The sequence below is a fragment of the Acidovorax sp. FG27 genome (genome assembly GCF_040365715.1).
Lineage (GTDB): Bacteria > Pseudomonadota > Gammaproteobacteria > Burkholderiales > Burkholderiaceae_C > Paracidovorax.
Genome location: NZ_BAABVY010000009.1, coordinates 657,931 through 683,584, shown reverse-complemented (window position 1 = coordinate 683,584; position 25,654 = coordinate 657,931). Strand labels below are relative to the sequence as shown.

The following is a 25,654-nucleotide window of genomic DNA, read 5'->3' as shown; positions in this document are numbered from 1 at the left end:
GCGGCGCCCGCGTCGATTTCCGGCCCGGCGTGCCGTCGGGCGCGCCGGCGGCGGTGCGCGTGCACTATGCGGGCGCGCTGGCTGCGCCATGCGGTTCGCATGTGCCCCTGCAGGCGGCGTCGCGGGCGACGGCCGTTTCCTTCGTGCAGGCCGCCGCTGCGGCGAGCCTGCGCTCGGCCGACCCCGCCACGCTGCAGACCCTGTCGGGCCAGACCATGGGCACGACGTGGAGCGTGCGGCTGGTCAATGCCGCGTTTGCGCCGCTCGCGCCGGTGCGCTCCGCCATCGAGGCGGCGCTCGCCACCGTCGTCGCGCAGATGAGCCATTGGGAGCCCGGGTCCGACCTCTCCCGCTTCAACCGCGCCGCGCCCGGCACCCGGCATCGCCTGGCGCCGGAGTTCTTCACCGTGCTGCAAGCGGCCTGTGCCTGGGCGCAGGCCAGCGGCGGCGCGCTGGACCCCACCATCGGCCCGCTGGTCGATGCCTGGGGCTTCGGCGCGCATGGCACGCCGCATGTGCCGGACGCAGCGCAGCGCAGGGCCGCTGCCGCGCTGGTGGGCTTTGGGCGGCTGGAGCTGGACGCCGCCACCCGGAGCGCGCTGCAGCCCGGGGGCGTAGGCCTGAACCTGAGCGGCATCGCCAAGGGCTTTGCCGTCGACCACGTGCACCGCTGCCTGCAGGCGCTGGGCTTTGCCGACGTGCTGGTAGAAGTGGGCGGCGAGCTGCGCGCCAGCGGCGCGCGCCCTGGCGGCGCCCCCTGGCGGGTGGCCGTGGCCGACCCGGCCGACGGCCCGCCGCGTGCGCTGGCCCTGGCGGACAGCGCCATCGCCACCTCGGGCGACCGCTGGCACGCCTTCGAGCATGCCGACCGGCGCTACGCCCATACGCTGGATCCGCGCACCGGCGAGCCGGTGCGCCATGGGCTGGCCAGCGTCACGGTGCTGCACGCCGACTGCATGCAGGCCGACGCGCTGGCCACGGTCATCACCGTTCTCGGGCCGCACGAGGGCATGGCCTTCGCAGAGCGCCACGGGCTGGCGGCGCTCGTGTGCGAACGCACGGCGCGGGGCCCGGTGTGGGCCGCCACGGCCGCCTTCAGGGCGCAGGTGCCGTGGGCATGACGGTGGTGGGCGGGGTGGCGATTCCGGCGGTGCGCCTCTGGGCCGCGTTGCTGACCGTGCTGCTCTACGGGCTGATGTGCGGGGCCATCGCGCTGCGCGAGCGTCGCCGCGCGGCGCGCGAACGGCGCGAGGCCGCTGCGCTGGCCACGGCGCCTCCGGGCGCGGCGCCGCCCCTGTTGCTGGCCTATGCCAGCCAGACCGGGCAGGCCGAAGCGATCGCCCGGGAAACCGCCCGCCTGCTGCATGCCGCGGGCGAGGCGGTGGAGCTGTGCGCGCTGCAAGCGCTGGAGGACGCCCGGCTCGCGGCCGCCCGGCGTGCGCTCTTCGTCGTCAGCACCTATGGCGAGGGCGACGCGCCCGACAACGCGGGAGGCTTCCTGGACCGGCTGGTGGAAGGCGCTGGCGTGCCGCCGCCGCCGCTCGGTCACCTGCGGTACGGCCTGCTGGCGCTGGGCGACCGGCAATACACGCACTTCTGCGGCTTCGGCCGCCAACTGGACGGGTGGCTGCAGGCGCGGGGCGCGGTGCCGCTCTTCGAGCGCATCGAGATGGACAACGGCGACGCCGCTGCCCTCGCGGCCTGGCAGCGCCGGCTGGCCGAACTGGCGGCGGTGGACGAACCGCTGGCAGCGGGCTGGCGGGCACCGGAGTTCTCGCCATGGACGCTGGTGGCGCGCCAGCACCTGAATCCGGGCAGCCAGGGCGCGCCTGTCTTCCACCTGGAATTCGCGCCGCCCGCGCCTGACGCGGCCGTGTGGGAATCGGGCGATCTTGCGCAGGTGCGCGTGCCCGCCGATGCGGACCGGCCCCGCGACTATTCCATCGCCTCGGTGGCTGGCGACGGGCGCGTGCACCTCACGATGCGCCAGAGCGTGCGCGAAGACGGCACGCCCGGCGTCGCCTCGGGCTGGCTCTGCGCCGGCCTGCCCGTGGGGGGCACGGTAGAGATGCGGCTGCGGCCGCACGGCAACTTCCGCCTGGGGGAGAACGCCGCCCGCCCGCTCATCCTCGTCGGCAACGGAACCGGCATCGCCGGGCTGCGCAGCCACTTGCGCGCCCGCGCCGCGGCCGGGCAGGCCGCGCCCCACTGGCTGGTGTTCGGCGAACGCCAGCGCAGCCGCGACTACCTCTACCGCGCCGAGATCGAAGCCTGGCGGGCCGACGGCACGCTCCGCCGGCTGGACCTGGCCTTCTCGCGCGACGGCAGCGAGCGCGCCTACGTGCAGGACCTGCTGGCGCTGGCGGCGGCCGACCTGCGCACCTGGGTGGAGCAGGGCGCGGCCATCTACGTCTGCGGCAGCCGCCAGGGCATGGCGCAAGGCGTGCACGCCGCCTTGCGGGCGGCGCTGGGCAATGCGTGCCTGGACCTGCTGGCGCAGACCGGGCGCTATCGCCGCGACGTGTATTGAGAGCGAGCGGCTGCCCCGGCCGCTGCGAGCGGGCAGGCCGGTGGTCAACCAAGGAGCGCCGTGCGAAGCGCGGTTCGGTGCGGCGGAGCGCGCTGCGGCAAAGTCCCCAGGCGATTCGCGGCTTGAATAATGAGAATGGTTCTCAGGCGCATTAGAATCATCCGGTTACCGCCGCACCGACGCATAAGAAAACACAGCAACGCATCGCGCAGGCCTTCGCCCGTTCCTTGTCGTCTGGAGTTTTCTGCATGTCGTTCGCTTCATTGCGCAGCCTTCCGGTGCTGCGCGAATCCGGGCTGCTCGCCCGTCTTTCCACCTTGCCGCGTTGCCGCCAGGCCCTGCCGTTGACCGTGCTGGCCTGGGCCGCATCCGCCGCGACGGCCGCCATGGCGCAGTCGCCATCGCCTGCCTCATCTGCTTCCTCCACCAGCACCGGCGCTGCGGCCGAGCTGCGCGAAGTGGTGGTGTCCGCGTCCGGTTTCGAGCAGGACATCAAGGAAGCGCCCGCTTCCATCACCGTCATCCCGCGCGAGGAGCTGGCGCGGGGCCGCTTCGGCAGCCTGGCCGACGCGCTGGAGAGCGTGGAGGGCATCGACGTGGGCGCGGCGGCCGGCAAGACGGGCGGCCTCAACGTCAGCATGCGCGGCATGCCGAGCGACTACACCCTGATCCTCATCGACGGTCGCCGCCAGAATTCGGCCGGCAACGTCACGCCCAACGGCTTCGGCGAAACGCAGACCAGCTTCATGCCGCCGCTGGGCGCCATCGAGCGCATCGAGGTCATCCGGGGGCCGATGTCCACGCTGTATGGCTCCGACGCCATGGGCGGGGTCATCAACATCATCACGCGCAAGGTGGGCCGGACCTGGTCCGGCAGCGTGAGCGTGGACTACACGCTGCAGCAGGAGTCGGACTTCGGCGATGTGAAGTCCGGCAGGTTCTACTTGAGCGGCCCCATCCGGCAGGACGTGCTGGGCCTCTCGGTTCGCGGCAGCGCGCTGCGGCGGGGCGCGGCCGACGTGCGCTACGCGGGCGCGGGCGGTGAAGAGGTGGCGCCCATCATGGGCGCCAACCCGGTCAAGGCCGACATCGACAACCTGGGCCTGCGGCTGGCGCTGACCCCCAACCGTTATCACGACGTCACGCTGGACGTGGACACCGCGCGCCAGACTTACGACAACTCCACCGGCCAGCTCGGCACGCTGGGCACGGGCGGCTACGCGCCCGAGCAGAAGTACCAGCGCGACCAGTTCACCCTGGCGCACACCGGCCGCTATGCATTCGGCACCTGGGACACGAGCTACATGGTCAACCGCACCGAAACCATCGGGCGCACCATTCCGCCGGGCACGCCCGGCGCCGTGCCCGGCAGCGCCCGGACGCTGGAAGTGGAGAGTCGGGTGCTCGACACCAAGGTGGTGCTGCCCTGGTCCAGCCACCTCACCACCGTCGGCGGCCAGTGGTGGGATGCGGAGATGACCGACGGCGTGGCGCCCGGCGCCTTCGCCTTCACGCAGAAGGCGCTGTTCGCCGAGGACGAGTGGAGCCTGACCGAAACCTTCAAGCTCACGCTGGGTGCCCGCTACGACCGGCACAGCCTCTTCGGCGGCCAGCTCAGCCCGCGCATCTACGGCGTGTGGAACGCCACGCCGCAGTGGACGTTCAAGGGCGGCGTCAGCGACGGCTACAAGACGCCCCGCGTGGAACAGCTCGCGCCCGGCATCAACGGCTTCGGCCAGCAGGGCCGGCTGCCGCTGGTCGGCACGCCGTCGCTCAAGCCCGAGACCAGCCGCACGACGGAGCTGGGCGCGTACTTCGACAGCCCCTCGGGGCTGGCCGCCAGCGCCACGGTGTTCCACAACGCCTTCAAGGACAAGATCACCAGCGGCCCCGGGCTGCTCAACTGCAGCTACCGGCCCGCGCCCAACCGGGCAGGCTGCGTGAGCTTCGGCAACTGGCCCAACGTGGATGCCTTCGGCCAGCAGGTGAACGTGGACGAAGCCGTCACGCGCGGCGTGGAGCTGTCGGCCCGCGTGCCGCTGGCACCCGCCTGGTCGGCCACCGCCAACTACACCTTCACCGAGAGCGAGCAAAAGAGCGGCCCTTTTGCCGGCAGCCCGCTGACCGACACGCCCCGGCATGCCCTCAACGCCCGCCTGAGCTGGGACCCATCGCCGCAGTGGAACGCCTGGCTGCGCGCCGAATACCGCAGCGACCGCTACCGCGACCCGGGCACCACCGCCGCCACGCGGGCCGCCCAGGCCGCACTGGGCGACTACCGGGCCTACACCCAGGTCCACGTGGGCGGCAGCTACCGGGTGAACAAGCAGTTCAGCATCAACGCGGCCATCTACAACCTGTTCAACAAGGACTTCATCGACTACCAGCCCTACCGGGTGGCGGGCCAGACGCCGCCGGTCGCGTATGCCAATCGCTACGTCAACAGCCAGGAAGGGCGGCGGCTCTGGATCTCGGCGAACTACGAGTTCTGACGGGCAAGGGGGCACAGCGCCGTGCGTCGGGGTGGGTTTGCTATCATATTTATAGCTTTTGGCGCTTGATATACAAGCGCTGGGCGCTGTTTCGATGCTGAAATTCGCGCTCCACGGCCTCTTGCGGGTCCGGGCGCACACAGCTTCGAGGGCAAGGCGGACCTCATCCCGAAGATGCGGGCGCTGGCGCAATGAAGGGGGCCGTGCGTGGGCCGGCCCTGGGAGGCTCAAAGCCCACCGCCCGGGTCCCGCCAGGCGATGGACCCGCTGCTGACGGGCGGCTACAGCAAACCGCGCCTGCGGCCGATCCGGAAGCCCAGCCCCAGCAGGCCGAGCGAAGTCGCCAGCATGGCCCAGTCGCCCATTCCGGGCACGGCCCTGGCGGATTCCACCGGGGGTGGGACATAGCTGCAATCCAGGTCCGCCGTGGCGGGCGTATCCATCTGGCCCACGGCGGTGTTGAACTGGCCGGGAGCGGTGATGGTGTTGGTGACCCTCGGCGTGGCCTGGCAGGCACTGATGCCCGAGGCCGTGCCGGGCCACTGCACGCCGACCGTGACGGTGCAGCCGTCGTTGGGCAAGGTGGCGTTGGCCAGGCTGATGGTGTTGCCGCCGGCCGCAGCCGTGAGCGTGCCGCCGACGCAAGTCGTGCTGGCATTGGTGACGGTGAGCGGTGCCGGCAGCACGTCGGTCAGGTTGAGCCCCGGCACGGAGCCGGCCGTGCCACCGCTGGCGTCACCAAAGCCCGGGCCCCTGACGGTAAGCGTCAAAGTGCTGTTGCCGCCCGGCACGACGGCGGCGGGTGCGAAGGCCTTGCTGATGCTGGGTGCGTTCGCCAACATCACCGAGCCCGAGATGAAGTCCCTGTTGGTGCTGTAGTTGATCGTGTAGAAGTACACCTTGCGCACCGTGGGTGGAAGGTCGATATAGAGACCGTTGCTCTGCATTCCTCCACCGTTGGGCGTGGTAATCAAAAGCCAACCGCCGCCGCCATCCGAAGCAACGGCCGTCTGCGTGTAGGGCGACGGGGGCGCGGAAGCCGGAAAATTGGTGCGCGGGAACTGTGTTTGGTTATTGACAAGGTCGCATGTCTCGAGGGCCTGAGTGGCCGGATTCATGCAGGTGGCGTAGATATATTGGTAGGACGAAGTGCGCTGGTCCTGCACCATCAATCGATAGGGAAGAGCGTTGGATGCAGGAGTAATTTCGAACTGCGTTCCCACTCCCGCCATATTGTCATTGGCGACCCCGTAAGTCAGCGTGGAATCGAAAAACAGGTTGAGATTATTGCGCAGGGGGCTGACCATCATCGATCCATCGCCACTGGAGACGGTGGCTGATGAGGGCGGGCTGGTTACGGCAGGCACCGCCTGGCCTGCGAACGTCAGGCGCCGAGGGTTTTCAATTGCCTGTGCGGAAGGGATCGCGCAGCCGATGACGGCTAGGGTAATGAGTGCCGCATACAGCCCGGAATAAAAAAATGACATGGTATGTGTAATTGATAGAGCGGCAGGGAATGAAAAACAAATATGCCACCAGTTACTATTTGTAATAGTAAATCGTTTTTACCAAATGCAGTTGCCGGGAGAGTCGGGACAGAGTCTGCTGTTTTATGGATAGCGTGCGCGGTCCAATCACAGATGGCGAGAATGAGACTCGCCAAAGTTGGTCAGGCACTGACGGCAGCGGGCAGTCGCTTCGATTCACTCTGCGGAGTACCCGCAGCGCGCCGTCTTCACGCTGGAATGTCAGTCTCCCCGCCGCATCACGGACTGCGGCTGATTCGTGGGGCCCTGACTCACCCGTTCGCAGAGCCCGCCTGAACCCGGTTTCACCGGGATCGCACCCGGCTCAGGGCGCGGCCAGTGCTTGGCTAGGTGGCGCCGCCGGTGACCCATTCGCCAGTTCCCGGGTGTCGGGCCGGCCGACGCCAGCGAGACGGGTCGTGGGCAAAAAATTTTCGCAAGCCAAATTCCCAAGTTGGCAAAACCGCCGACTGACCGACTCTGCTGACCCTCATGCACGGTGACCGTGCAGAGGTTTGCTATGCGGCCCTGGCGCGTGCGTGATTGAGGGCGGTGCGCAGCGCCAGCAGGTAGCTGTCCACCCCGAACCCTGCGATCTGCCCCTGCACGATCTCGGCGAACACCGAGTGGTGCCGGAACGGCTCGCGCGCATGGATGTTGGACATGTGCAGCTCGACGATGGGGCAGGTGAGGATGGCCAGCGCATCGCGGATGGCGTAGCTGTAGTGCGTCCAGGCGCCAGCGTTGAGCATCACGCCGTCCACGCCGTCGAAATAGGCCTGGTGGATGCGCTCGACCATCGCGCCTTCGTAGTTGGTCTGAAAGGATTCGACCGCCACGCCCAGCTCGCCCGCCAGCGCCTGCAGCTCGCCGTCGATCTGCGCCAGCGTGGTCGTGCCGTACTGTTTCGGGTCGCGCTTGCCGAACATGTTGTGGTTGATGCCGTGCAGCATGAGAAATTTCATGGGGCTCGTCTCCAGGGGTAGGGCGCCGTTCAGCACAGCGGAACGGTGAGGCGGGCGATCGCGGCAGCCGTTTCGGGCCGCACGCCGCGCCACCAGTCGAAAGCCTCGGCGGCCTGCTCCACCAGCATGCCCACGCCGTCCGCCAGCTGCCGCACGCCGGCCTGTTGCGCCAGGCGCAGGAAGGGCGTCAGGCCTTTGCCGTAGGCCAGCTCGTAGGCAAGGCCATCGGCGGTGAACACGGTGGCGGGCACCGGCGGCAGCTCGCCGCGCAGGCTGGCCGAGGTCGCGTTGAAAACGATGTCGAAACCCTGGCCTTCCAGGTCTTGGTACCCGCAGCCACGCAGGGCGCCGTGGTCCCGCAGTTCGGTCGCCAGAGCCTGAGCCTTGTCGACCGTGCGGTTGGCGATGACCAGTTCCGCCGGGCCTTGCTCCAGGAAGGGCAGCAGCGCGCCGCGCGTGGCGCCGCCCGCGCCCAGGATGAGCACGCGCTTGCCGCGCAGGGCGCAGCCCAGGTTGCTCACCACGTCGCGGGTCAGGCCCACGCCGTCAAAGTTCTCGGCCAGCACGCGCTCGCCCTCGAACTTGAACGCATTGACCGCGCCGGCCAGGCTGGCGCGCTGCGAACGCTCGGTGGCGAAGGCGAAGGCTTCGAGCTTGAAGGGCGCGGTCACGTTCATGCCTCGGCCGCCCGCGGCGCGGAAGGACGCCGCGTCTTCGGCGAACTGGCCCGGGCGCCCTTCGATGGCGGTGTAGACGAGGTCCTGCCCCGTGGCCTCGGCGAACATGCCGTGGATCAGCGGCGACTTGGTGTGGCCGATGGGGTTGCCGATGACGGCGTATTGGTCACTCATCGTTTCATCTCCTTGGTGTAGAGCACGCCGTCGGCCTGCATGGCCGCGATCTCGTCGGCGCTGTAGCCCAGCGCGGCGGCGATCTCGGCGTTGTGCTGGCCCAGGTCGGGCGCGACCTGGCGGATGGTGGTGTCGCAGTCCGAGAACCTGAAGGGCAGGTTGGGCAGGCGGATCTTGCCGAGCACCGGATGCTCCTGCTCCACCACCATGCCGCGGGCCTGGATCTGCGGATCGGCCAGCACCTCGTCGATGCGCTGCACCTTGGCGCAGGGCACGTCGATGCCGTCGAGCAGCGCCAGCACCTCGGCCACGCGGCGCGAGGCCACCCAGGGCTTGACGACGGACAGGATCTCCAGACGGTTGGCGTTACGGCCGGTGGAGAAGTGGAAGCGGGTGTCCGCACCGAAGCCGGCGGGGCCGCCATTCGCTTCGACCAGCGCCGCGAAGCGTTTCCAGGCGTCGTCCACCTGCGCGGCGATCACCAGGTCGCCATCGGCCGCGCGGAAAACGCCATAGAGCGTGGAGGTCGGCATGTCGTGCCCCGTCTGCTCCGGCAGCACCTGGCCGCCCGACAGGGTGTAGCACTGCACCGCGTATTCGTGCATGGAGACCAGCGTGTCATAAAGCGCCATGTCGATGTGCCGGCCCCGGCCGCTCTTCACGCGGCCCAGCAGCGCGGCGTTGATGGCCGCCACGGCATGGATGCCGGTGTACATGTCGCCCAGCGAGATGCGCAGCAGCGGCGGTGCCTCGCCCGGCGTGCCCACCATCTGCATGATGCCGCTCTTGGCCTCGGCGATCAGGCCGAAGCCGGCGCGGTGCGCATCAGGCCCGGTATGGCCGTAGGCGGAGATGGAGCAGTACACCAGCCCCGGGTTGCGCTGGCTCAGCTCGGCATAGCCCAGGCCCAGCTTGTCGAGTGCGCCGGGGCGGTAGTTCTCGATGAACACGTCGGCGCTGTCCACGAGCTTGTGCATCAGCGCCTTGCCGCGCGGGTCCTTGGTGTTGACCGACAGGCCCTGCTTGCCCATGTTGAGCTGGAGGAAGTAGCCGGAGTACGCATCGTCCTCGCCCACGAAGAAGGCATGGTGCCGGCCGGCGTCGCCGCTGCCGGGGCGCTCGACCTTGATGACCTCGGCGCCCAGCCCCGCCAGGCAGCGGCCCACGTACGGGCCGGCCAGGAAGTGCGAATAGTCGATGACGCGGATGCCGGCCAGGGGCAACGGCTGCGTGTTGTTCTGTGCAGCGCTCATGCGGGCCTCCGGGGGATCATCAGGCGGTGCTCGCCCTTCTGCACGACTTCGCCGTGCTGGTTGACCAGCTCCGAGGGCAGGATGACGATGCCCCAGCCCGGCCGGCCCTTGGACGCTCGCAGGCCGGTGACGGTGAAGCGCACGTGCAGCCGGTCATTGATCTTGATGGGCAGGAGGAAGTCCCAGGTCCAGCCCAGCGACATGCCGGGCAGGAAGCGGTATTCGCTGCGGGTCTTCAGGCCGTCGGCGATCGAGAGGCCGAACAGGCCGTGCGCCACCCGCGTGCCGAAGGGCGTGGTCTTGGCATAGTCCTCGTCGATGTGCACCGGCGTGTAGTCGCCGGTCAGCTCGGCATAGGCGTTGATGCGGGCCTCGGTCACCTCGTACTCGGGGCTGGTGCAGGTGTCGCCATCGCGGGCGTCGTCCCAGTATTTCTCGGGCGTCGAGAAGTGCTGCGGGGGCGGGGTCAGTTTCATGGATCGTGTCTCCGTATGTCGTTCTCAGCCGCGTGGGCGCACGGCCAGGGCCTGGGCCACGCTGCCGGGCGCGGCCTGGATCAGCTCGACGGCCAGGCCGTCGGGCAGCTGCAGCCAGTTGCGGCCCTGCGGCAGCGCCTTCACGCCCCAGGGCGCGGCGGCTGTCAGGGCGGCTTCCAGGTCGTCCACCATCACGCCCAGGTGGGCCAGCCAGCCGGCGTCGTTGCTGGGCGGGGCCTCGAAATCGGGTGTGGCCATCAGCTGCATGCCGCCGAGCGTCCAGTACTGGCGCGGGTCGTCGGTGGGGCCGTCGATCTCGCGCACGTCCATGCCCAGCACTTGGTAGAAGAAGCGGATGTGCCAGTGGATGTCGCGCACGCGGATGGCGACGTGCTCGACGTAGGCCCGGGTGGGTGGGGTGAAGGGGGTGGTCATGTTCTCTTCGTCTCCTTGTCGTTGTGTGCGCCGCTCTCAGCGCGCCTGGCGCGCCCGTTCGATGCCCTTGATGCAGGCCACCAGCGTGGCATTGACCGGCGTGGGCACACCGCAGCGCTGGCCCCAGCGGACCACGGCGCCGTTGATGAAGTCGATCTCGGTGACGGAGCCTTTCTCCAGGCTCTGCAGCATCGAGGTCTTGAAGTCCTGGGGCAGGCCTGCGGCGGCCTTGGTCCAGGCGTCCCGGGGGTCGGTGTACGACAGCGCCACGCCGCTGGCGCGGGCCACGTCCATGGCCTCCTGCACGGCCGCCACGGCCGTCGCCTCGATCTCGGGGATGGCGTAGAGCGGGCCGTAGGTCAGGCCGGTGATGCCGCTGACTGCGCCCGTGGCCACGTTGATGAGCAGCTTGTCCCAGATGGTGCCCATGATGTTCGTGCTGACCGTGGTGCACAGGCCGGCGGCCTCGAACACCGAGGCGATGCGCCGCACGCGGGCGCTGTCGCTGCCGTCCAGCTCGCCGATCAGCGTCTCCTTGCCCTCGGTGCCGCTGATGATGTGGCCGGGCGCCAGCATCACGCCGCCCACGTAGGTCTTGCCGGCGATCACGCGCTCGCGGCCCACGGCCTCGGCCAGGACGTCCTCGTGGCCCAGGCCGTTCTGCAGCGACAGCACGACCGTGTCGCCACCGATGAGCGGTGTCGCGGCGGCGATGGCCTCCTGCGTGTGAAACGACTTCACGAGCACGATGACCAGGTCCATCGGAGTCAGTCGCGTGCAGTCGCGCTCGGCGCGCACGGCGACCGGACGCTCGCCGCTGGGCCCGCGCATCCGCAGCCCGGCGGCGCGGATCGCCTCCACCTGGGCCGCGTTGCGGTTGATGAGCACCACGTCGTTGCCCGCTTCCGCCAGCGCCCCTCCGATGGCGCATCCCAGGGCGCCCGCGCCCAGCACTGCGATTTTCAAATCCGTCTCCTGTGAATGGACGGATTGTTGGCGGGGGCTGGCATGGCGTAAATCGCATGGGCTACATACACTCCATGTCGATTCGACATGAACAAAGCGGAGAATCCCATGCCCGACATTGACCTGCTGGATGGCCGGCAACTGCAACTGCTGGAGCTGCTCTACAGCACCGGCAGCGTCACGCGCACCGCCGAGGCGCTGGGCCAGACCCAGCCCACCGTCAGCATCTGGCTGGCCCGGTTGCGCTCGCAGCTGGGCGATCCGCTCTTCGTCCGCACGCCGCAGGGCATGCTGCCCACCCCGCGCGTCGAGGCCATGATCGCAACGGTGCGCAACGTGCTGGAGGGATTGCGTGCGCTCGCCCAGGCGCAGTCGGTGTTCGACCCTGCGACCATGCCGCGCAGGTTCCGCATCTTCATGACCGACGCCAGCCACATCACCCTGCTGCCGCGCCTCTTCTCGCAGGTGCGTGCCCTGGCGCCCGGCGTGTCGCTGGAGGCCGTGCCCATCCATGCCGGCATGGGTGCGGAGCTGGAATCGGGCGCCGCCGATCTGGCGCTGGGCTTCATCCCCACACTGGACGCCGGCTTCTACCAGCAGGCCCTGTACGACCAGGACTGGATCTGCCTGGCCCATCCCGACCACCCCCGCATCCGCCCCGGCGCGTCCTTCGGCCTGGACGACTACAGCCGGGAGGCGCACGCCGGCATCGTCTACGGCACGGGCGCCCAACTGCTGGACGCCACCATCCACCGCCTCGGCATCGAACGCCGCCTGGCGTTGCGGCTGCCCGGGTTCCTGGGCTTGCCGGCGATCCTCTCCACCACCGACCTGATCGCCACGCTGCCCCGGCAGATCGGTGAGACCCTGGCCGCCATCGGCGGCCTGCGGGTGCTCGACTGCCCGGTGCCCATTCCGGGCTTCCAGGTGCGGCAGCACTGGCATGCGCGCTTCCACCAGGACCCGGGCAACCGCTGGCTTCGAGGGGTGTGCGCAAACCTGTTCCTTCGCCCGGTCGGCGGGGGCCCGCAGTCGGATGCGTCAATGCACCGGCCGGCCCAGCCGCCGGCCGGCGCGTGAGATGCCGTAGTTCACCAGGCAATACAGCGCCGCCACCACCAGGTACACCGGCACCAGCGAGTGGTAGTTGGCGATCAGCACCCGGGCGTTCTGCATCAGCTCGCCATAGGTGACGACGTAGCCGAAGGTGGTGTCCTTCACCACGATGACCAGTTGCGCCACCAGGGCCGGCACGATGTAGCGCAGCGCCTGGGGGAAGACGATGGCGAAGAAGACCTGGGTGCCCGTGAAGCCCAGGCTGCGTGCGGCGTCGGTCTGGCCGCGGGGCACGGCCAGCACGCCAGCGCGATAGACCTCGGCCACCACGGCGGCGGTGCTGAAGGCTATGGGCAGGGTGAGCATCCAGTAGGTACTGAGTTTGATGCCCACGGAGGGCAGCACCAGGAAGCACAGGTAGATCAGCAGCAGCGTCGGCGTGCCCCGCAGGAACTCGATGGCCGCGACACTGGGCCAGCGCAGCAGCCGCCACCGGGAGAGCCGGCCCGCCATCAAAACGAGGCCCAGGCTCAGCGCGATGGCCGCGCTCATGGCCGCCGAGGCCAGCGTGCCGAGCAGGCCCTTGGCCAGAAAGGCCCAGGTCGTCGGCCAGGCGAAGAACTGCCAGTAGCGGGCCTCCAGCTGTCCGGCCGAATGAAAGCGCCACGCGATGCCGGCCGCCAGCACCAGCAGGGCGGCCGCCGCGATGGCGCTGAGCGCCCGCGTGAGTACGCGCGTGCGCGGGCTGGGCGCGCCGAACAGGGTGTCTTCGAGGGATCGGCTCATCGCAGGATGCGCACTTTCCGCTCCAGCAGGGCACCGGCCCAGCCGATCAGCAGGCCGGTCGCCACGTACATGGCGGCGGCCACCGCGAAGGCGGCCATGCCGATGGCGGAGTCGTTGCCGAGCTTGGAGACAAGCGCGGTCAGCTCGCGGCCCGGCATGGGCACCTGCGACGCCAGCGAGGTGGACAGCATCAGCGCGATGAGCAGCGATGTCATGGGTTGCACCACCGAGCGCAGCGCCTGCGGCAGCACGATCGAGGAGATCACCCGCACGGGCCGCAGCCCCAGGCTGAGCGCGGCCTCGATCTGGCCGGAGGGAATGGTGTTGATGCCGGTGCGCAGGTAGTCGGCCGTGAAGGCCGAGCAGACCAGCGCCAGCGTCAGCACCACGCTGTGCTCATAGTCGATCACCACTTCCAGGTCGGGCAGCGCGAAGACGATGAAGATCAGCAAGGCCACGCTGGGAATGTTGCGGAAGACCTCGACATGGAACGTGAGGAACGCGCGCAGCGGCGCCAGCGGGAGCAGCCGCAGCGCCGCGATCGCCACGCCCAGCGCGAAGCCGGGCACGAACGCGAGCGCGGTGAGCTTCCAGGTCAGCAAAAGGGCCTGCCAGAAGGCAGGCCCCTGCTCGGCCAGCAGCTTGGCGATGTCGCCCATCCTCTGCCCTGCTCAGGGCAACGCAGGCGGCGTCGGGACGGCCGTGCTGCCGGTGCGCTGGCCGATGGAGATGGTCCAGAGCTTGGCCCAGGTGCCGTCGGCCTCGATCTTCTTCAGGAAGGCGTTGACGAAGGCCACGCCGTCGGAGCCCTTGGGCAGGCCGATGCCGTAGGGGTCTTGCGCGCCAAAGGGCGCGCCGGCGAGCCGGGCGTCGCCGGTGCCCAGGCTCAGGGCGTTCAGCAGCAGGGTGTAGTCGGTCACATAGGCATCGACGCGGCCCTGGCGCAGGGAATCGAGCGCTTCCTGGTGGGTCTGGAATTCCTGCACGGTGCTCTTGGGCGCGAACTGCGCCAGGATGGCCGGGCCGGTGGAGCCGGCCTGGGTGGCGACCTTCTTGCCGCCCAGGTCGTTGTACGACTGGATGGCCTTGTTGTTCGCCTTGACCAGCACGCCGGCCTGCGAGGTGTAGTAGGGGCCGGCGAACGAGATCTTCTCGGCACGGGCGGGCGTGATCGAGTAGGTGGCCATGACCATGTCCACCTGGCCGTTGATGAGCACCTGCTCGCGCGTGGACGAGTTCACCTGCGTGAACTGGATCTTGGACGCATCGCCCAGGATGTAGCGGGTGATGAGCTGCGCCAGGCCGGCGTCGAAGCCGCGCATCCTGCCGTCCTTCTCGTTCAGCAGCGAGAAGAGGTTCGATGTCTGCGTGCCACCCAGGCGCAGCGCGCCGGCCTGCTTGATCTTGCTGGCCCAGGGGCTGGCCGCGACAGTGTCGGCGCTGGCTACGGGGCCACCGGCCACCAGCGCGTCGAACGCCGCCGCATCGATGGGCGTGCCCTGCGCGAAGAGCGATCCGCTGCCGGCGATCGCCAGCGCCGCCGCGGTGGATTTCAGGATGGATGTGATCGACATGGATTCCTCTCTGTTTGTTTCTATCTCGGGATGGGGATGGCCAGGGGCCATGTATAGCACTGCCGCGGGCACTTCGCTGTGGGCCAAGGCAGCCAGATGCCTGCGAATGCGGCTGGCGCGCCAGGCTGGCCGTACCGTGCAGGCAGGGTCAACGGGCCTTGCCGGCTTCCACCAGCTTCACCATGACCCACAGCGCCCGGTTCACGGGGGTGGCCACGCCCTTCGCCTGCCCGCGCTGTACCACGGAGCCGTTCAGGTGGTCGATCTCGCTGGGCTTGCCCCGGGCCAGGTCCTGCGCGGTGGACGACAACTGCCCCGGCATGGTGGTGGCGATGCCCCGCACCGCCGCATGCACGTCGCCGGGCAGCTCGATGCCGTCGGCCGCCGCGACGGCCAGGCACTCGGCCACCACGTCGGCGATGACCTCCGTCACCCCAACGGCCCGCGCCAGCCGGCCATAGGGCATTTGCGACACCGCGGAGAGGGCGTTGTAGGCGCAGTTGATCACCAGCTTGGCCCAGAGCGCGCCGCGCACGTTGCCCGAGACGTCGGTCGCGATGCCGGCCGCCGCGAATTGCCGCGCCACTTCGGCGCTGCGGGGCGAGGGGGCGATCACCAGCTCGCCCCGGCCATGGTGGCGCACGTGGCCCGGGCCGGCCATTTCGGTGGCCACGTACACCACGGCGGCGGCCACGGGGTGGGCGTCGCCCAGGACGGCCTGCACGCGCTCGTCGTTGTCCACGCCGTTTTGCAGCGTGAGCACCAGCGCGCCGGGCGCCAGGTGCGGCCGGATCTGCCGGGCCGCATCCTCGGTATCGGTGGACTTCACGCAGAACAGCACCACGTCCGCATCGGCCACGGCGCTGGCTGCGGTGCTGGCGGCCATGGGGACGTGCTCGTCCAGCCGGGCCGTCTGAAGCCGCAGGCCATGGGCCTGGACCTGCTCGACGTGCGCCTGGCGGCCGATCAAGGTGACCGCATGGCCGGCACGCGCCAGCAGGGCGCCGAAGTAGCAACCCACGGCTCCGGCGCCCATGACGGCGATGCGCAGCAGCGGGGTAGGCAACGGATGGGGGTTGGCGGGCGAGGCAGTCATGGCGAAAGCGGTCTCCTTGGGGGAGGTCGATCGTACGCCGGCCACGGCTCGGCCGTCTGCCAGACATGGCGTGATGCCGGGCGCTGGCCGCCGGGAGGGGCGCAAAAAAGCCCGCCGACGCGAACGCCGGCGGGCTTTCTTGATCCGGCCACCCGGGTGCCGGGATCGTGCCGCCGGGGTCAGCGCTGACCGGGCAGCGCGTAGGCGATCACGTAGTCCCCCCGGTCCGGCGACTGGCGCGCGCCGCCGGCGGTGACGACCACGTATTGCCTGCCGGTCCTGGGCGACTGGTAGCTCATCGGCCCGCCCTGGCTGCCCACGGGCAGGCGCGCCTTCCAGGCTTCCTTGCCGTTGCTGCTGTCGAAGGCGCGCAGGTAGTAGTCCTGCGTGCCGGCGATGAACACGAGGCCGCCCTGGGTGGCAAGCGTGCCGCCCAGCGTGGGCATGCCGATGGGGATGGGCATGCGCATCTTGATGCCCATGGGGCCGGTGTCCTGCACCGTGCCCACGGGCACCTGCCAGACGATCTGGCGGGTCTTCAGGTCGATGGCCGTCAGCGTGCCGAAGGGCGGCGCCTGGCAGGGAATGCCCGCCACCGACAGGAAGCGGTTCTTGTTGACCGCATACGGCGTGCCCTTGAGCGGCACCGCGCCCATGCCGGTGTTGACGGCCTCGCCGCCGCCGGCGGCCGCGCCGCGGTTGGCCGACGGAATCATCTGCACCCACAGGCCCAGGCGCATGTCGTTGGCGAACAGGAAGCCGTGCACCGGGTCCACCGACAGGCCGCCCCAGTTCATGCCGCCCAGCGAGCCGGGGAAGCTCAGCGACACGTCGGTGCCCGGTGCGGTGTAGAGGCCTTCGTAGCGCATCTTCTTGAAGGCGATGCGGCACAGCAGCTGGTCGAAGGGCGTGGCGCCCCACATGTCGGATTCGGTGAGCGTCTGCGCGCCGATCTGCGGCATCCCGACCGAGCGCGGCTGCGTCGCGGAATACTGCTCGCCCTGGATGTCGGCATTCTTCACCGGCTGCTCCTGCACTTCAGTCAGCGGCTTGCCGGTGGCGCGGTCCAGCACATAGATCTGCCCGGCCTTGGTGCCGATGGCCAGCGCCGGCACGGTGCGGCCGCCCTCGACGGGGAAGTCGATGAAGCTGGGCTGCATCGGCAGGTCGAAGTCCCAGAGGTCGTTGTGCACGGTCTGGTAGACCCACTTCTCCGCGCCCGTAGTCGCATCCACCGCCAGCACCGAGGCGCCGTACTTGTGGTTCAAGGCCGTGCGCTCGGCGCCGTACAGGTCGGTCGAGGGGCTGCCCATGGGCAGGAAGACGGTGTTCATCGCCGCGTCGTACGACATGGGCGCCCACGAGTTCGGGGTGCTGCGCACATAGGTCTTGCCGTCGGCGGGCGCCTTCTTGTCCTCCGGGTTGCCCGGGTCGAAGGCCCAGCGCATCTGGCCCGTGATGACGTCGAAGCCCCGGATCACGCCGCCGGGCATGTCGGCCTGCACGTTGTCGGCCACGCGCCCGCCCACCACCACGGTGGTGCCGGCCATCAGCGGCGGCGAGGTGAGCTGGTAGAACGGGTCGGGCGATGCGCCCAGGCCCGCCTTCAGATCCACCTGGCCGTTGTTGCCGAAGCCCTGGCAGAACTCGCCCGTGTCGGCGTCGACGGCGATCAGGCGGGCGTCGATGGTGTTGGTGAGGATGCGGCGCTGGCAATTGGCGCCGGCCGGCAGCGCCGCCGGCTGCACGGGCGACGCGCCCGCGGCAGTGATGGGCGGCAGGGGCGCTGCGGCGTCGAAGTAGGCCAGCCCCCGGCAGCGCTGCCACACGGACGACTTGGCGTTGATCGCACGCTTCCAGATTTCGCGGCCCGTGTCGGCTTCCAGCGCGATCAGGTCGTTGTGCGGGGTGCAGAGGTAGAGGCGCTCGCCGATCTGCAGCGGCGTGGTCTGGTCTTCGGCGCCGTTGCCGTTGCTCTCGGCCACATCGCCGGTGCGGTAGGTCCAGGCCACCTCCAGCTGGCCCACGTTGGCCCGGTTGATCTGGTCCAGCGCGGCGAAGCGGCTGCCGCCGTTGGTGTTGCCGTAGTGCTCCCAGTTCTTCTGCGCCTGGGCCGGGGCGACCGGCGTCAGGCCTGGGCCGCTGCCGTCAGCCGCCACCGTGGGGTGCGGCACGAACATGCCGCCGAACGCCGCCACCAGCACCACGGCCAGCAGGGCGGCCAGGCCGTAGGCGCCACGACCGCGCGGCGCAGCGAGGCGCGGATAGACCAGCGCCACCAGCAGGCCCAGCACGCCCAGAGCGAAGAGGCGCGAGAAAAGCGGCCAGAACGACCAGCCTGCGTCTACCAAGGCCCACACCGCGCTGGCCACCAGCGTCACCGCATACAGCCAGGCGCCGGCCGTGCGGCCGCGCCACAGCAGCACGCCGGCCACCAGCATGGCCAGGCCCGCCGGGGCGAAGTACAGGCTGCCGCCCAGCCGGGCGAGATAGATGCCGCCCGCCAGGAAGGCGAGGCCGAAGAGCACGCTCAGTGCGCCCACCAGCCTGGCCGGCCAGCGCGATCGCCCCGCCGACGGCTGGGGTTGTGTATTGAGGGTCACGAAATTTCCTCTTTTTTGATTTGTCGCAACTGGTATTTTCCCGCATTGCCCGTAACCCTGACGGCAACAGCGACTCGCCCATGAAAAAAGCCCCGGCGGGCAGGCTCGGGGCTTTGGGGGGTGGGCAGGCGCCGCCTGCCATCGATCGAATCGACCGCTCAGAGCGAATCGATGAAGCTGCGCAGCTTGTCGCTGCGGCTCGGGTGCTTGAGCTTGCGCAGCGCCTTGGCTTCTATCTGGCGGATGCGCTCGCGGGTCACGTCGAACTGCTTGCCGACTTCTTCCAGCGTGTGGTCGGTCGACATCTCGATGCCGAAGCGCATGCGCAGCACCTTGGCCTCGCGCGGCGTGAGGCCGTCCAGGATGTCTTTCACCACGTCGCGCAGGCCGGCCTGCATGGCGGCGTCGATGGGGGCGGTGTTGGCGCCGTCCTCGATGAAGTCGCCCAGGTGGCTGTCGTCGTCGTCGCCGATCGGCGTTTCCATGGAGATCGGCTCCTTGGCGATCTTCATGATCTTGCGGATCTTGTCTTCCGGGATCTCCATCTTCGCGGCCAGGATGGACGCGTCGGGTTCGAAGCCGAATTCCTGCAGATGCTGGCGCGAGATGCGGTTCATCTTGTTGATCGTCTCGATCATGTGCACCGGGATGCGGATGGTGCGCGCCTGGTCGGCGATCGAGCGCGTGATGGCCTGGCGGATCCACCACGTGGCGTAGGTCGAGAACTTGTAGCCCCGGCGGTATTCGAACTTGTCCACCGCCTTCATCAGGCCGATGTTGCCTTCCTGGATCAGGTCGAGGAACTGCAGGCCGCGGTTGGTGTACTTCTTGGCGATGGAGATCACGAGGCGCAGGTTGGCCTCGATCATTTCCTTCTTGGCGTCGCGCGAAGAGGTTTCGCCGTCGTTCATGCGCTTGTTGATGCCCTTGAGTTCGGGCAGCGGCACCACGACGCGGGCCTGCAGGTCCATCAGGCGCTGCTGCAGCTCCTGCACGGGCGGGATATTGCGCTGCAGCACCGTGCTCCAGGGCTTGCCGGCGGCGGCCTGCTTCTCGACCCACTTGAGGTTCAGCAGGTTGGGCGGGAATTCCTTGATGAACACGTCCTGCGGCATGCCGCACTTGTCCACGATGATGCGGCGCAGCTCGCGCTCCTTCTTGCGCACGTCGTCCACCTGGGCGCGCACCATGTCGCACAGCTTCTCGATGGTCTTGGCGGTGAAGCGGATGGTCATCAGCTCGGCCGACAGGGCCTGCTGGGCCTTCATGTAGGCAGGCGTGCCGTAGCCTTCCTTGTCGTAGATCTTGTGGACCTTCTCGAACAGCTCGCGCATGGTGTCGAAGCGCGACAGCGCCTCGCGCTTGAGTTCTTCGAGCTTCTTGGTCAGCGCCTTGGAGCCGCCCTTGCCGTCGTCGTCGTCCTCTTCGTCGAATTCGTCGAAGTCTTCCTCGGCCACGTAGTCGTCGGCCTCGTTCGGGTTGGAGAAGCCGTCCACGATGGTGGTGATGACGACCTTGCCTTCACGGATCTCCTCGCCCATCTTCAGGATCTCGGCGATGGTGGCGGGCGATGCGCTGATCGCCTCCATCATGTCCTGCAGGCCGCCTTCGATGCGCTTGGCGATCTCGATTTCGCCCTCGCGCGTTAGCAGCTCGACGGTGCCCATCTCGCGCATGTACATGCGGACGGGGTCGGTCGTGCGGCCGAATTCGCTGTCCACCGTGGAAAGCGCGGCTTCGGCTTCTTCCTCGGCTTCCTCGACGGTGGCGGCGGTGGGCGTCACGTTGTTCTGGAACAGCGTCTCGGCGTCGGGCGTCTGCTCGTAGACGGCCACGCCCATGTCGCCCAGCATGGCGACCACGACTTCCATCGTCTCGGCGTCGACCAGCTTGTCGGGCAGGTGGTCGGAGATCTCGACCTGCGTCAGGTAGCCGCGGGTCTTGCCCAGGGTGATCAGGGTCTTCAGTCGCGAGCGGCGCTTGGCCAGGTCTTCTTCCGACAGGACGGTCTCGTCCAGGCCGAATTCCTTCATCAAAGCGCGTTCCTTCGCCTTGCTGATCTTCATGCGCAGCGGCTTGACCTTCTCGGCGGGCGCGGCGGCGGCCGTGGCCACCTCGGGTTCCGCCTCGATCTCGCCTTCGAGGTCGGACTCGATGTCGGACAGGTCGGCGTCGTCGCCGCCCTCGGCGTCATCGGCCTTGGGCTTGCGGCCGCGCTTGGCCGGGGTCTTGGCAGCGGCGGCGGTGGTCGCGCTGGCGGCCTTGGCGGGGCGGCCCGGGCGCTTCTTCGGGGTGTCGTCGCCTTCGTCGGCGGTGGTGGCGGCAGCAGCAGCAGCCTTGGCGCGGACGGGCTTTTTCTTCAGCAATTCATCGGCAGCTTTGATGAGCTCGGCAGAACTTTTCACGGGTGAGGTCTTGACAGTGTTGGCTGCGGCACGGGGGGCGGGCGGGGCGGCCACGGCTTTCGCGGTCGCTTTCACAGCGGATTTGGAAACGGCCTTCGCGGCGGTGCCTGCAGCGGACTTGGGCGACTTCTCGGGCTTTTGAGCGGGCATGGGCAACCTCAGAATCAAAGACGGACAGAAAGGAACGCAAGCGCCACGATTCCCGGCGCGGGTGGCACGGCGCGGGCTCGCAGCCCGCGCGGCTCGAGAAGCCACGACCCCTTTCAGGTGACTGAAATAGGTGTCAGGTTCTCAAAAGGCAAGATGTCTGGGCGAACATTTGGTGTGCAGTCCTTGCGGCAGTTGGGGCGGTTGTGCGCGTTCGTCACGGTTGCCCCGGGGCCGGAGGTGTTGCTGTCGCTCTTGCCGGTAAACCGTACATTATACCGGCCTGCCAGAATTCAAGGGCCGGTGTCAAGAGGATGCGACAAGGCGCCCCCACGCTCCGTGGTGGCAAAGGAGGCCGGTGGCGCGCGGCGGAGCGCCCCCGCTCATGCGACCCTGGCCGCGATGCCGCGCAGGTGCTTGATGCGCTGCTCCAGTTCCTGGTAGCGCGCCAGGGCCTCGGGTTCGCGCGTGACCCGCGGGATCAACTCCTTCTGTTCCTGCATCAGCGCCTCGACCAGCATGCGGTCGAGCAGGCCGCGCAGCTCGCCCAGCAGTTCGGTCTCGTCGCCCTCGGTCTGCGCATGCGAGCCGGTCATCACCCGCTCGGCCGTGGCCGCGCAGGCATGGCCGCGCAGGGCTTCGCGCAGCACGGCCCAGGGCTGTGGGCCGTGTTCGTGCAATTGGCCTTCCAGCCAGGTGAAGAGCGGGCCGTGGGGCGCTGGCTGCGCGCACAGCGTGGCGTGGTCGTCGTGCGACAGCCGCTCCAGGAACTCCATGTGCGAGAGCAGCAGCCGTGCGGCATGGTCCACGCGGCTGGCCGGGGGCGTGCGCGGCAGCGGCGGCTGCGCGGGGCGCTCGTCCCTCTTCCACCTGCTCTTCCAGTCGCCCTTTTTCCAGTCGCCCTTCTTCCAGTCATCGGTGGATCGAGGGCTGAAGGGCTTGCGGGCATGGCCCATGCCGCCGCCGGGCTCGCCGGCGGGCTGCCAGCCGCCGGCGTCCGCCGCGCTCTGGCCCCAGGGCGGCTCGTCGGCATACGGGTTGTGGTCTTCGGTGGGCGGGCGCGCCGCATGCCGGCCGGGCGTGCGGGCCGCGTCCTGCGCGCTGGCGTGCTGCCAGAGCTCGGCCAGGTCCTTGGCATCGAGCTGCCCCAACTCGCCCAATTCGCCCAGCAACTGGCGGCGCAGGGCGCCGTCGGGCAGGGCAGACCAGAGCGGCCGGGCATTGCTCAGCATGCGCGCGCGCCCCTCGGCCGTGCCCAGGTCGCAGCCCTCGCGGGCCGCCTCGACGAGAAAGCGGCTGAGCGGCATGGCGTCGCCCACATGGCGCGCGAAGGCTTCCGTGCCATGGGCGCGGATGAAGCTGTCGGGGTCGTGCTCGGCCGGCAGGAAGAGGAACTTCACGCTGCGCGTGTCGCTGGCATAGGGCAGGGCGCCGTCCAGCGCCTTGCGCGCCGCCCGCCGGCCCGCGGCGTCGCCGTCGAAGCTGAAGACCACCGTGTCGGTGAAGCGAAAGAGCTTGTGCACGTGGTCGGCCGTGCAGGCCGTGCCCAGCGTGGCGACGGCGTTCGGAAAGCCGAGCTGCGCGAGCGCCACCACGTCCATGTAGCCCTCCGTCACCAGCGCGAAGCCGTGCTCGCGGATGGCGGTGCGCGCCTCGTACAGGCCGTAGAGCTCCCGGCCCTTGTGGAATACCGGGGTCTCGGGCGAATTGAGGTACTTGGGCTTGTCATCGCCCAGCACGCGGCCGCCGTAGCCGATGCACTCGCCCTTGACGTTGCGGATGGGGAACATCACCCGGTCGCGGAAGCGGTCGTAGCGCTTGCCGCCGTCGTCCTCGCTCACGATCACCAGGCCGCTTTCTTCCAGCAGCGGGTCGTCGTACTGCGCGAACACGCTGGCCAGCCCGCGCCAGCCCTCGGGCGCATAGCCCAGGCCATAGCGCTTGGCGACGGCGCCCGAGACGCCGCGGCCCTTGAAATACTGGATCGCCCGGGGCGAGTCGCGCAGATGCCGCCGCCACGATTCGCCCGCCTTTTCCAGCACGTCGGTCAGCGTGGCCTGCTTCTGGCGCTGGGCGGCGGCGCGCTCGCGGTCCTGCGGCGACACGTTGTCGTCCGGCACCTGCAGCCCGGTCTGCTGGGCCAGGTCGTGCACCGCCTCGACGAAGCCCATGCCGGCGTGGTCCATCAGAAAGCCGATGGCATTGCCATTCTTGCCGCAGCCGAAGCAGTGGAAGAACTGCTTGGACGGGCTGACGCTGAACGACGGCGACTTCTCGCCATGGAAGGGGCACAGGCCCATGAAGTTCGCGCCCGCCTTCTTGAGCTGCACGTAGCGGCCGACGACATCGACGACATCGACGCGCGAAAGCAGCTCCTGGATGAATGGCTGGGGAATGGACACCCGCCGATTTTCACCCATGGGCCCACAACATGCGGTGTTCTCCTGCAAGCAGGGGGAGTGCGGTAGCTGTTACCCTTTGCGACATGTCACCTGCCCAGCCCCTCCGAGCAGCGTCGTCGCTGGCGCATCCGTCACCACCGCCGTGCGGCCTGTGCCGGGATGCGCCGCCGCTGGACTTCAACTTCACGATGGCTTTCCAGCCCATCGTGGACATGCGCCAGCGCGTCGTGGTGGCGCACGAGGCGCTGGTGCGCGGCACCGACGGCAGCGGCGCTTTCAGCGTGCTCGAGCGCGTGACGGCCGAGAACCGCTATGCCTTCGACCAGTCCTGCCGCGTCAAGGCGGTGGAGCTGGCCAGCCGGCTGGGCATGCAGGGCCTGCTGAACATCAACTTCCTGCCCAACGCGGTCTACCAGCCGGAGACCTGCATCCGCGCCACGCTGATGGCCGCCGAGCGGCATGGTTTCCCGATCGAGCGCATCGCGTTCGAGGTCGCCGAGCAGGAAAACGTGGGCGACAAGGCCCACCTGAAGAACATTCTGCAGTCCTACCACCGGCAGGGCTTCCATACCGCCATCGACGACTTCGGCGCGGGTTATGCGGGCCTGAGCCTGCTGGCCGACTTCCAGCCCGACACGATCAAGATCGACATGGGGCTGGTGCGCGGCGTGGACGACGACCCGGTGCGGCAGGTCATCGTGCAGTCCATCCTGGGCCTGTGCGACTCGCTGGGCATCCAGGCGCTGGCCGAGGGCGTGGAGACCGTTGCCGAGATGGAATGGCTGATGGCCCGGGGCACGTACCTCTTCCAGGGCTACCTGTTCGCCAAGCCCGAGATCGAGGCGCTGCCCGCCGTCCGCTGGCCCTGACACTCCGAAGCGTCAGGCATTTGCTATGCTATTGATAGCTGAAGGCGCCTGATATACAGGCGCTGGAGCCATATTTCTTGCTTCATCGCGCCTGATTCGGCGGCTCACAGTATCGAGCTTCCGCCACTGCCGCGCACGGCATCCTGAACTGGCTCCGCCGCCGCCGGCATACGCACCTGCGGCAGGCAGTCCGGGTATTCCCGCTGGATGAAGGTGACCAGGGCTTCCCGCACCCGGCAGCGCAGATCGAACGCCAGGCCCGATGACCGGGCCGAGACCAGCACGCGGATCTGTATGGTGCGCTCCGTCACGTCGGTCAGCTGCAGCACTTTCACCCTGCGGTCCCACTCGGGCGCGGTCTCCAGCACGCGGTCGAGCTCGGCGCGCAGCGGGTCCAGCGGTAGGCGGTAGTCGGCATGGAGGAACACGGTGCCCAGGATCTCCGAGCTGTTGCGCGTCCAGTTCTGGAACGGGTTCTCGATGAACCACTGCAGCGGAATGATCAGCCGCCGCTCGTCCCAGATGCGCAGCACCACGTAGGTGCCGGTGATCTCCTCCACGCGGCCCCACTCGCCCTCGATGATCAGCACGTCGTCGATCCGGATCGGCTGCGCCAGCGCGATCTGCAGCCCGGCGATCATGTTGCTGAACACCGGCCGCGCCGCGATGCCGGCCACCAGCCCCACCACGCCGGCGGAGGCCAGCAGGCTTGCACCCACCTGCCGCGCGCCCGGAAAGGTCATGAGCATCATCGCCAGGCCCGCCATGAACACGCCCGACATGGCGGTGCGCGACAGCACCCGCGCCTGCGTGGCGATGCGCCGCGCCTGCAGGTTGTCCTCCACGTCGGCCGGGTGGCGAGCGATGATGCCGTTCGCGAGGCCCCGGATGCCGCGCATCAGAAGCCAGGTGCCGCAGGCGATCACCAGCAGGCCGTTGAGGTGCCGCACGCTGGCGATGTAGCGCTGCTCATCGCTGGCGGCCTGCCACACCATCTGCAGCGCGACGAGGGGCAGCAGCACGCGCATCACCGGCACGCAGGCCTGCACCACCGCATGCAGCAGCGGCGCGGGGCGGGTGGCGCGCAACGCCAGCAGCGCGGCGATGCGGTGGCCGAAGGCGGCGGCGACCACGGCAGCCAGCGCGGCGACGGCCGTGGTGGCCCAGGGTGACAGGTGCAGGGAGTCGAGCATCGGCAAAGAAAAAAGCGGCGCGGCGGCGG

20 protein-coding genes are annotated in these 25,654 nt (G+C 69.1%); 5 read left to right on the top strand and 15 right to left on the bottom strand.

Translation table 11 applies throughout. The features are described 5' to 3' along the window. Positions 1-53 precede the first annotated feature (53 nt). The 3 genes from ABWV53_RS10080 to ABWV53_RS10070 all read left to right on the top strand — a co-directional run bounded on the left by ABWV53_RS10080 (position 54) and on the right by ABWV53_RS10070 (position 5,022). Positions 54-1,121, top strand: coding sequence for an FAD:protein FMN transferase (locus ABWV53_RS10080; RefSeq protein WP_502903889.1), 1,068 nt, complete (start codon positions 54-56; stop codon positions 1,119-1,121). Then, positions 1,118-2,530: a sulfite reductase subunit alpha gene (locus ABWV53_RS10075; RefSeq protein WP_353365437.1), complete on the top strand. Its 1,413-nt coding sequence runs from the start codon at positions 1,118-1,120 to the stop codon at positions 2,528-2,530. The genes ABWV53_RS10080 and ABWV53_RS10075 overlap by 4 nt, the downstream gene beginning before the upstream one ends. 386 nt (positions 2,531-2,916) lie before the next feature. Beyond that, positions 2,917-5,022 carry a TonB-dependent receptor domain-containing protein gene (locus ABWV53_RS10070; RefSeq protein WP_353366687.1) on the top strand — a complete coding sequence of 702 codons (2,106 nt, stop codon included), beginning with the start codon at positions 2,917-2,919 and terminating at the stop codon, positions 5,020-5,022. Between the two features lie 281 nt (positions 5,023-5,303). On the opposite strand, the gene ABWV53_RS10065 is transcribed toward ABWV53_RS10070, so the two are convergent. The 7 genes from ABWV53_RS10065 to ABWV53_RS10035 all read right to left on the bottom strand — a co-directional run bounded on the left by ABWV53_RS10065 (position 5,304) and on the right by ABWV53_RS10035 (position 11,494). Next, positions 5,304-6,509: a DUF7933 domain-containing protein gene (locus ABWV53_RS10065; RefSeq protein ID WP_353365435.1), complete on the bottom strand. Its 1,206-nt coding sequence runs from the start codon at positions 6,507-6,509 to the stop codon at positions 5,304-5,306. Positions 6,510-7,066: 557 nt separating this feature from the next. Then, positions 7,067-7,513 carry a type II 3-dehydroquinate dehydratase gene (aroQ, locus tag ABWV53_RS10060; RefSeq protein ID WP_353365433.1) on the bottom strand — a complete coding sequence of 149 codons (447 nt, stop codon included), beginning with the start codon at positions 7,511-7,513 and terminating at the stop codon, positions 7,067-7,069. Between the two features lie 29 nt (positions 7,514-7,542). Beyond that, entirely contained in the window at positions 7,543-8,364 is an 822-nt protein-coding gene (gene aroE / locus ABWV53_RS10055; protein WP_353365431.1) for a shikimate dehydrogenase, read from the bottom strand. Beyond that, positions 8,361-9,617, bottom strand: coding sequence for a CaiB/BaiF CoA transferase family protein (locus ABWV53_RS10050; RefSeq protein ID WP_353365429.1), 1,257 nt, complete (start codon positions 9,615-9,617; stop codon positions 8,361-8,363). The genes aroE and ABWV53_RS10050 overlap by 4 nt, the downstream gene beginning before the upstream one ends. After that, complete coding sequence (locus ABWV53_RS10045; RefSeq protein ID WP_353365427.1) at positions 9,614-10,093, bottom strand: MaoC family dehydratase; 480 nt, start codon at positions 10,091-10,093, stop codon at positions 9,614-9,616. Before ABWV53_RS10045 ends, ABWV53_RS10050 begins: the two co-directional genes overlap by 4 nt. Before the next feature lie 24 nt (positions 10,094-10,117). Beyond that, on the bottom strand, positions 10,118-10,528 hold the full coding sequence (locus tag ABWV53_RS10040) for a VOC family protein (protein ID WP_353365425.1): 411 nt from the start codon (positions 10,526-10,528) through the stop codon (positions 10,118-10,120). Between the two features lie 36 nt (positions 10,529-10,564). After that, on the bottom strand, positions 10,565-11,494 hold the full coding sequence (locus tag ABWV53_RS10035; protein WP_353365423.1) for a ketopantoate reductase family protein: 930 nt from the start codon (positions 11,492-11,494) through the stop codon (positions 10,565-10,567). Positions 11,495-11,602: 108 nt separating this feature from the next. On the opposite strand from ABWV53_RS10035, the gene ABWV53_RS10030 reads away from it, so the two are divergent. Further along, positions 11,603-12,574, top strand: coding sequence for a LysR family transcriptional regulator (locus ABWV53_RS10030; RefSeq protein WP_353365421.1), 972 nt, complete (start codon positions 11,603-11,605; stop codon positions 12,572-12,574). Here ABWV53_RS10030 and ABWV53_RS10025 read toward each other — a convergent pair. The 7 genes from ABWV53_RS10025 to dnaG all read right to left on the bottom strand — a co-directional run bounded on the left by ABWV53_RS10025 (position 12,536) and on the right by dnaG (position 23,563). Continuing rightward, a complete protein-coding gene (locus ABWV53_RS10025) occupies positions 12,536-13,336 on the bottom strand; it encodes an amino acid ABC transporter permease (protein ID WP_353365419.1) in 801 nt (266 codons plus the stop codon). The genes ABWV53_RS10030 and ABWV53_RS10025 overlap by 39 nt on opposite strands. After that, positions 13,333-13,995, bottom strand: coding sequence for an ABC transporter permease subunit (locus tag ABWV53_RS10020; protein WP_353365417.1), 663 nt, complete (start codon positions 13,993-13,995; stop codon positions 13,333-13,335). The genes ABWV53_RS10025 and ABWV53_RS10020 overlap by 4 nt, the downstream gene beginning before the upstream one ends. Positions 13,996-14,007: 12 nt before the next feature. After that, complete coding sequence (locus tag ABWV53_RS10015; protein ID WP_353365415.1) at positions 14,008-14,910, bottom strand: glutamate ABC transporter substrate-binding protein; 903 nt, start codon at positions 14,908-14,910, stop codon at positions 14,008-14,010. Between the two features lie 148 nt (positions 14,911-15,058). Then, a complete protein-coding gene (locus ABWV53_RS10010; protein ID WP_353365413.1) occupies positions 15,059-16,006 on the bottom strand; it encodes a ketopantoate reductase family protein in 948 nt (315 codons plus the stop codon). A gap of 179 nt (positions 16,007-16,185) precedes the next feature. Then, a complete protein-coding gene (locus ABWV53_RS10005) occupies positions 16,186-18,609 on the bottom strand; it encodes a glucose/quinate/shikimate family membrane-bound PQQ-dependent dehydrogenase (RefSeq protein WP_353365411.1) in 2,424 nt (807 codons plus the stop codon). 158 nt (positions 18,610-18,767) lie between these two features. After that, entirely contained in the window at positions 18,768-21,164 is a 2,397-nt protein-coding gene (rpoD, locus tag ABWV53_RS10000) for an RNA polymerase sigma factor RpoD (RefSeq protein WP_353365409.1), read from the bottom strand. A gap of 380 nt (positions 21,165-21,544) precedes the next feature. Next, positions 21,545-23,563, bottom strand: coding sequence for a DNA primase (gene dnaG / locus ABWV53_RS09995; protein WP_353365407.1), 2,019 nt, complete (start codon positions 23,561-23,563; stop codon positions 21,545-21,547). Between the two features lie 188 nt (positions 23,564-23,751). On the opposite strand from dnaG, the gene ABWV53_RS09990 reads away from it, so the two are divergent. Next, positions 23,752-24,432, top strand: a complete 681-nt coding sequence (locus tag ABWV53_RS09990; RefSeq protein WP_353365405.1) for an EAL domain-containing protein — start codon at positions 23,752-23,754, stop codon at positions 24,430-24,432. A 104-nt stretch (positions 24,433-24,536) separates the two neighbouring features. Here the strand turns inward: ABWV53_RS09990 and ABWV53_RS09985 are convergent, their stop codons facing one another. Next, complete coding sequence (locus ABWV53_RS09985) at positions 24,537-25,625, bottom strand: mechanosensitive ion channel family protein (protein ID WP_353365403.1); 1,089 nt, start codon at positions 25,623-25,625, stop codon at positions 24,537-24,539. Positions 25,626-25,654: the final 29 nt, after the last annotated feature.

Coding starts and splice junctions, on each gene's coding strand:
- rpoD (WP_353365409.1), bottom strand. CDS start 21,164: ATGCCCGCTCAAAAGCCCGAGAAGTCGCCCAAGTCCGCTGCAGGCACC.
- ABWV53_RS10050 (WP_353365429.1), bottom strand. CDS start 9,617: ATGAGCGCTGCACAGAACAACACGCAGCCGTTGCCCCTGGCCGGCATC.
- ABWV53_RS10045 (WP_353365427.1), bottom strand. CDS start 10,093: ATGAAACTGACCCCGCCCCCGCAGCACTTCTCGACGCCCGAGAAATAC.
- ABWV53_RS10075 (WP_353365437.1), top strand. CDS start 1,118: ATGACGGTGGTGGGCGGGGTGGCGATTCCGGCGGTGCGCCTCTGGGCC.
- ABWV53_RS10015 (WP_353365415.1), bottom strand. CDS start 14,910: ATGTCGATCACATCCATCCTGAAATCCACCGCGGCGGCGCTGGCGATC.
- ABWV53_RS10070 (WP_353366687.1), top strand. CDS start 2,917: ATGGCGCAGTCGCCATCGCCTGCCTCATCTGCTTCCTCCACCAGCACC.
- ABWV53_RS10025 (WP_353365419.1), bottom strand. CDS start 13,336: ATGAGCCGATCCCTCGAAGACACCCTGTTCGGCGCGCCCAGCCCGCGC.
- ABWV53_RS10065 (WP_353365435.1), bottom strand. CDS start 6,509: ATGTCATTTTTTTATTCCGGGCTGTATGCGGCACTCATTACCCTAGCC.
- ABWV53_RS10010 (WP_353365413.1), bottom strand. CDS start 16,006: ATGACTGCCTCGCCCGCCAACCCCCATCCGTTGCCTACCCCGCTGCTG.
- ABWV53_RS09985 (WP_353365403.1), bottom strand. CDS start 25,625: ATGCTCGACTCCCTGCACCTGTCACCCTGGGCCACCACGGCCGTCGCC.
- ABWV53_RS09990 (WP_353365405.1), top strand. CDS start 23,752: ATGGCTTTCCAGCCCATCGTGGACATGCGCCAGCGCGTCGTGGTGGCG.
- aroE (WP_353365431.1), bottom strand. CDS start 8,364: ATGAGTGACCAATACGCCGTCATCGGCAACCCCATCGGCCACACCAAG.
- ABWV53_RS10040 (WP_353365425.1), bottom strand. CDS start 10,528: ATGACCACCCCCTTCACCCCACCCACCCGGGCCTACGTCGAGCACGTC.
- aroQ (WP_353365433.1), bottom strand. CDS start 7,513: ATGAAATTTCTCATGCTGCACGGCATCAACCACAACATGTTCGGCAAG.
- ABWV53_RS10030 (WP_353365421.1), top strand. CDS start 11,603: ATGCCCGACATTGACCTGCTGGATGGCCGGCAACTGCAACTGCTGGAG.
- ABWV53_RS10020 (WP_353365417.1), bottom strand. CDS start 13,995: ATGGGCGACATCGCCAAGCTGCTGGCCGAGCAGGGGCCTGCCTTCTGG.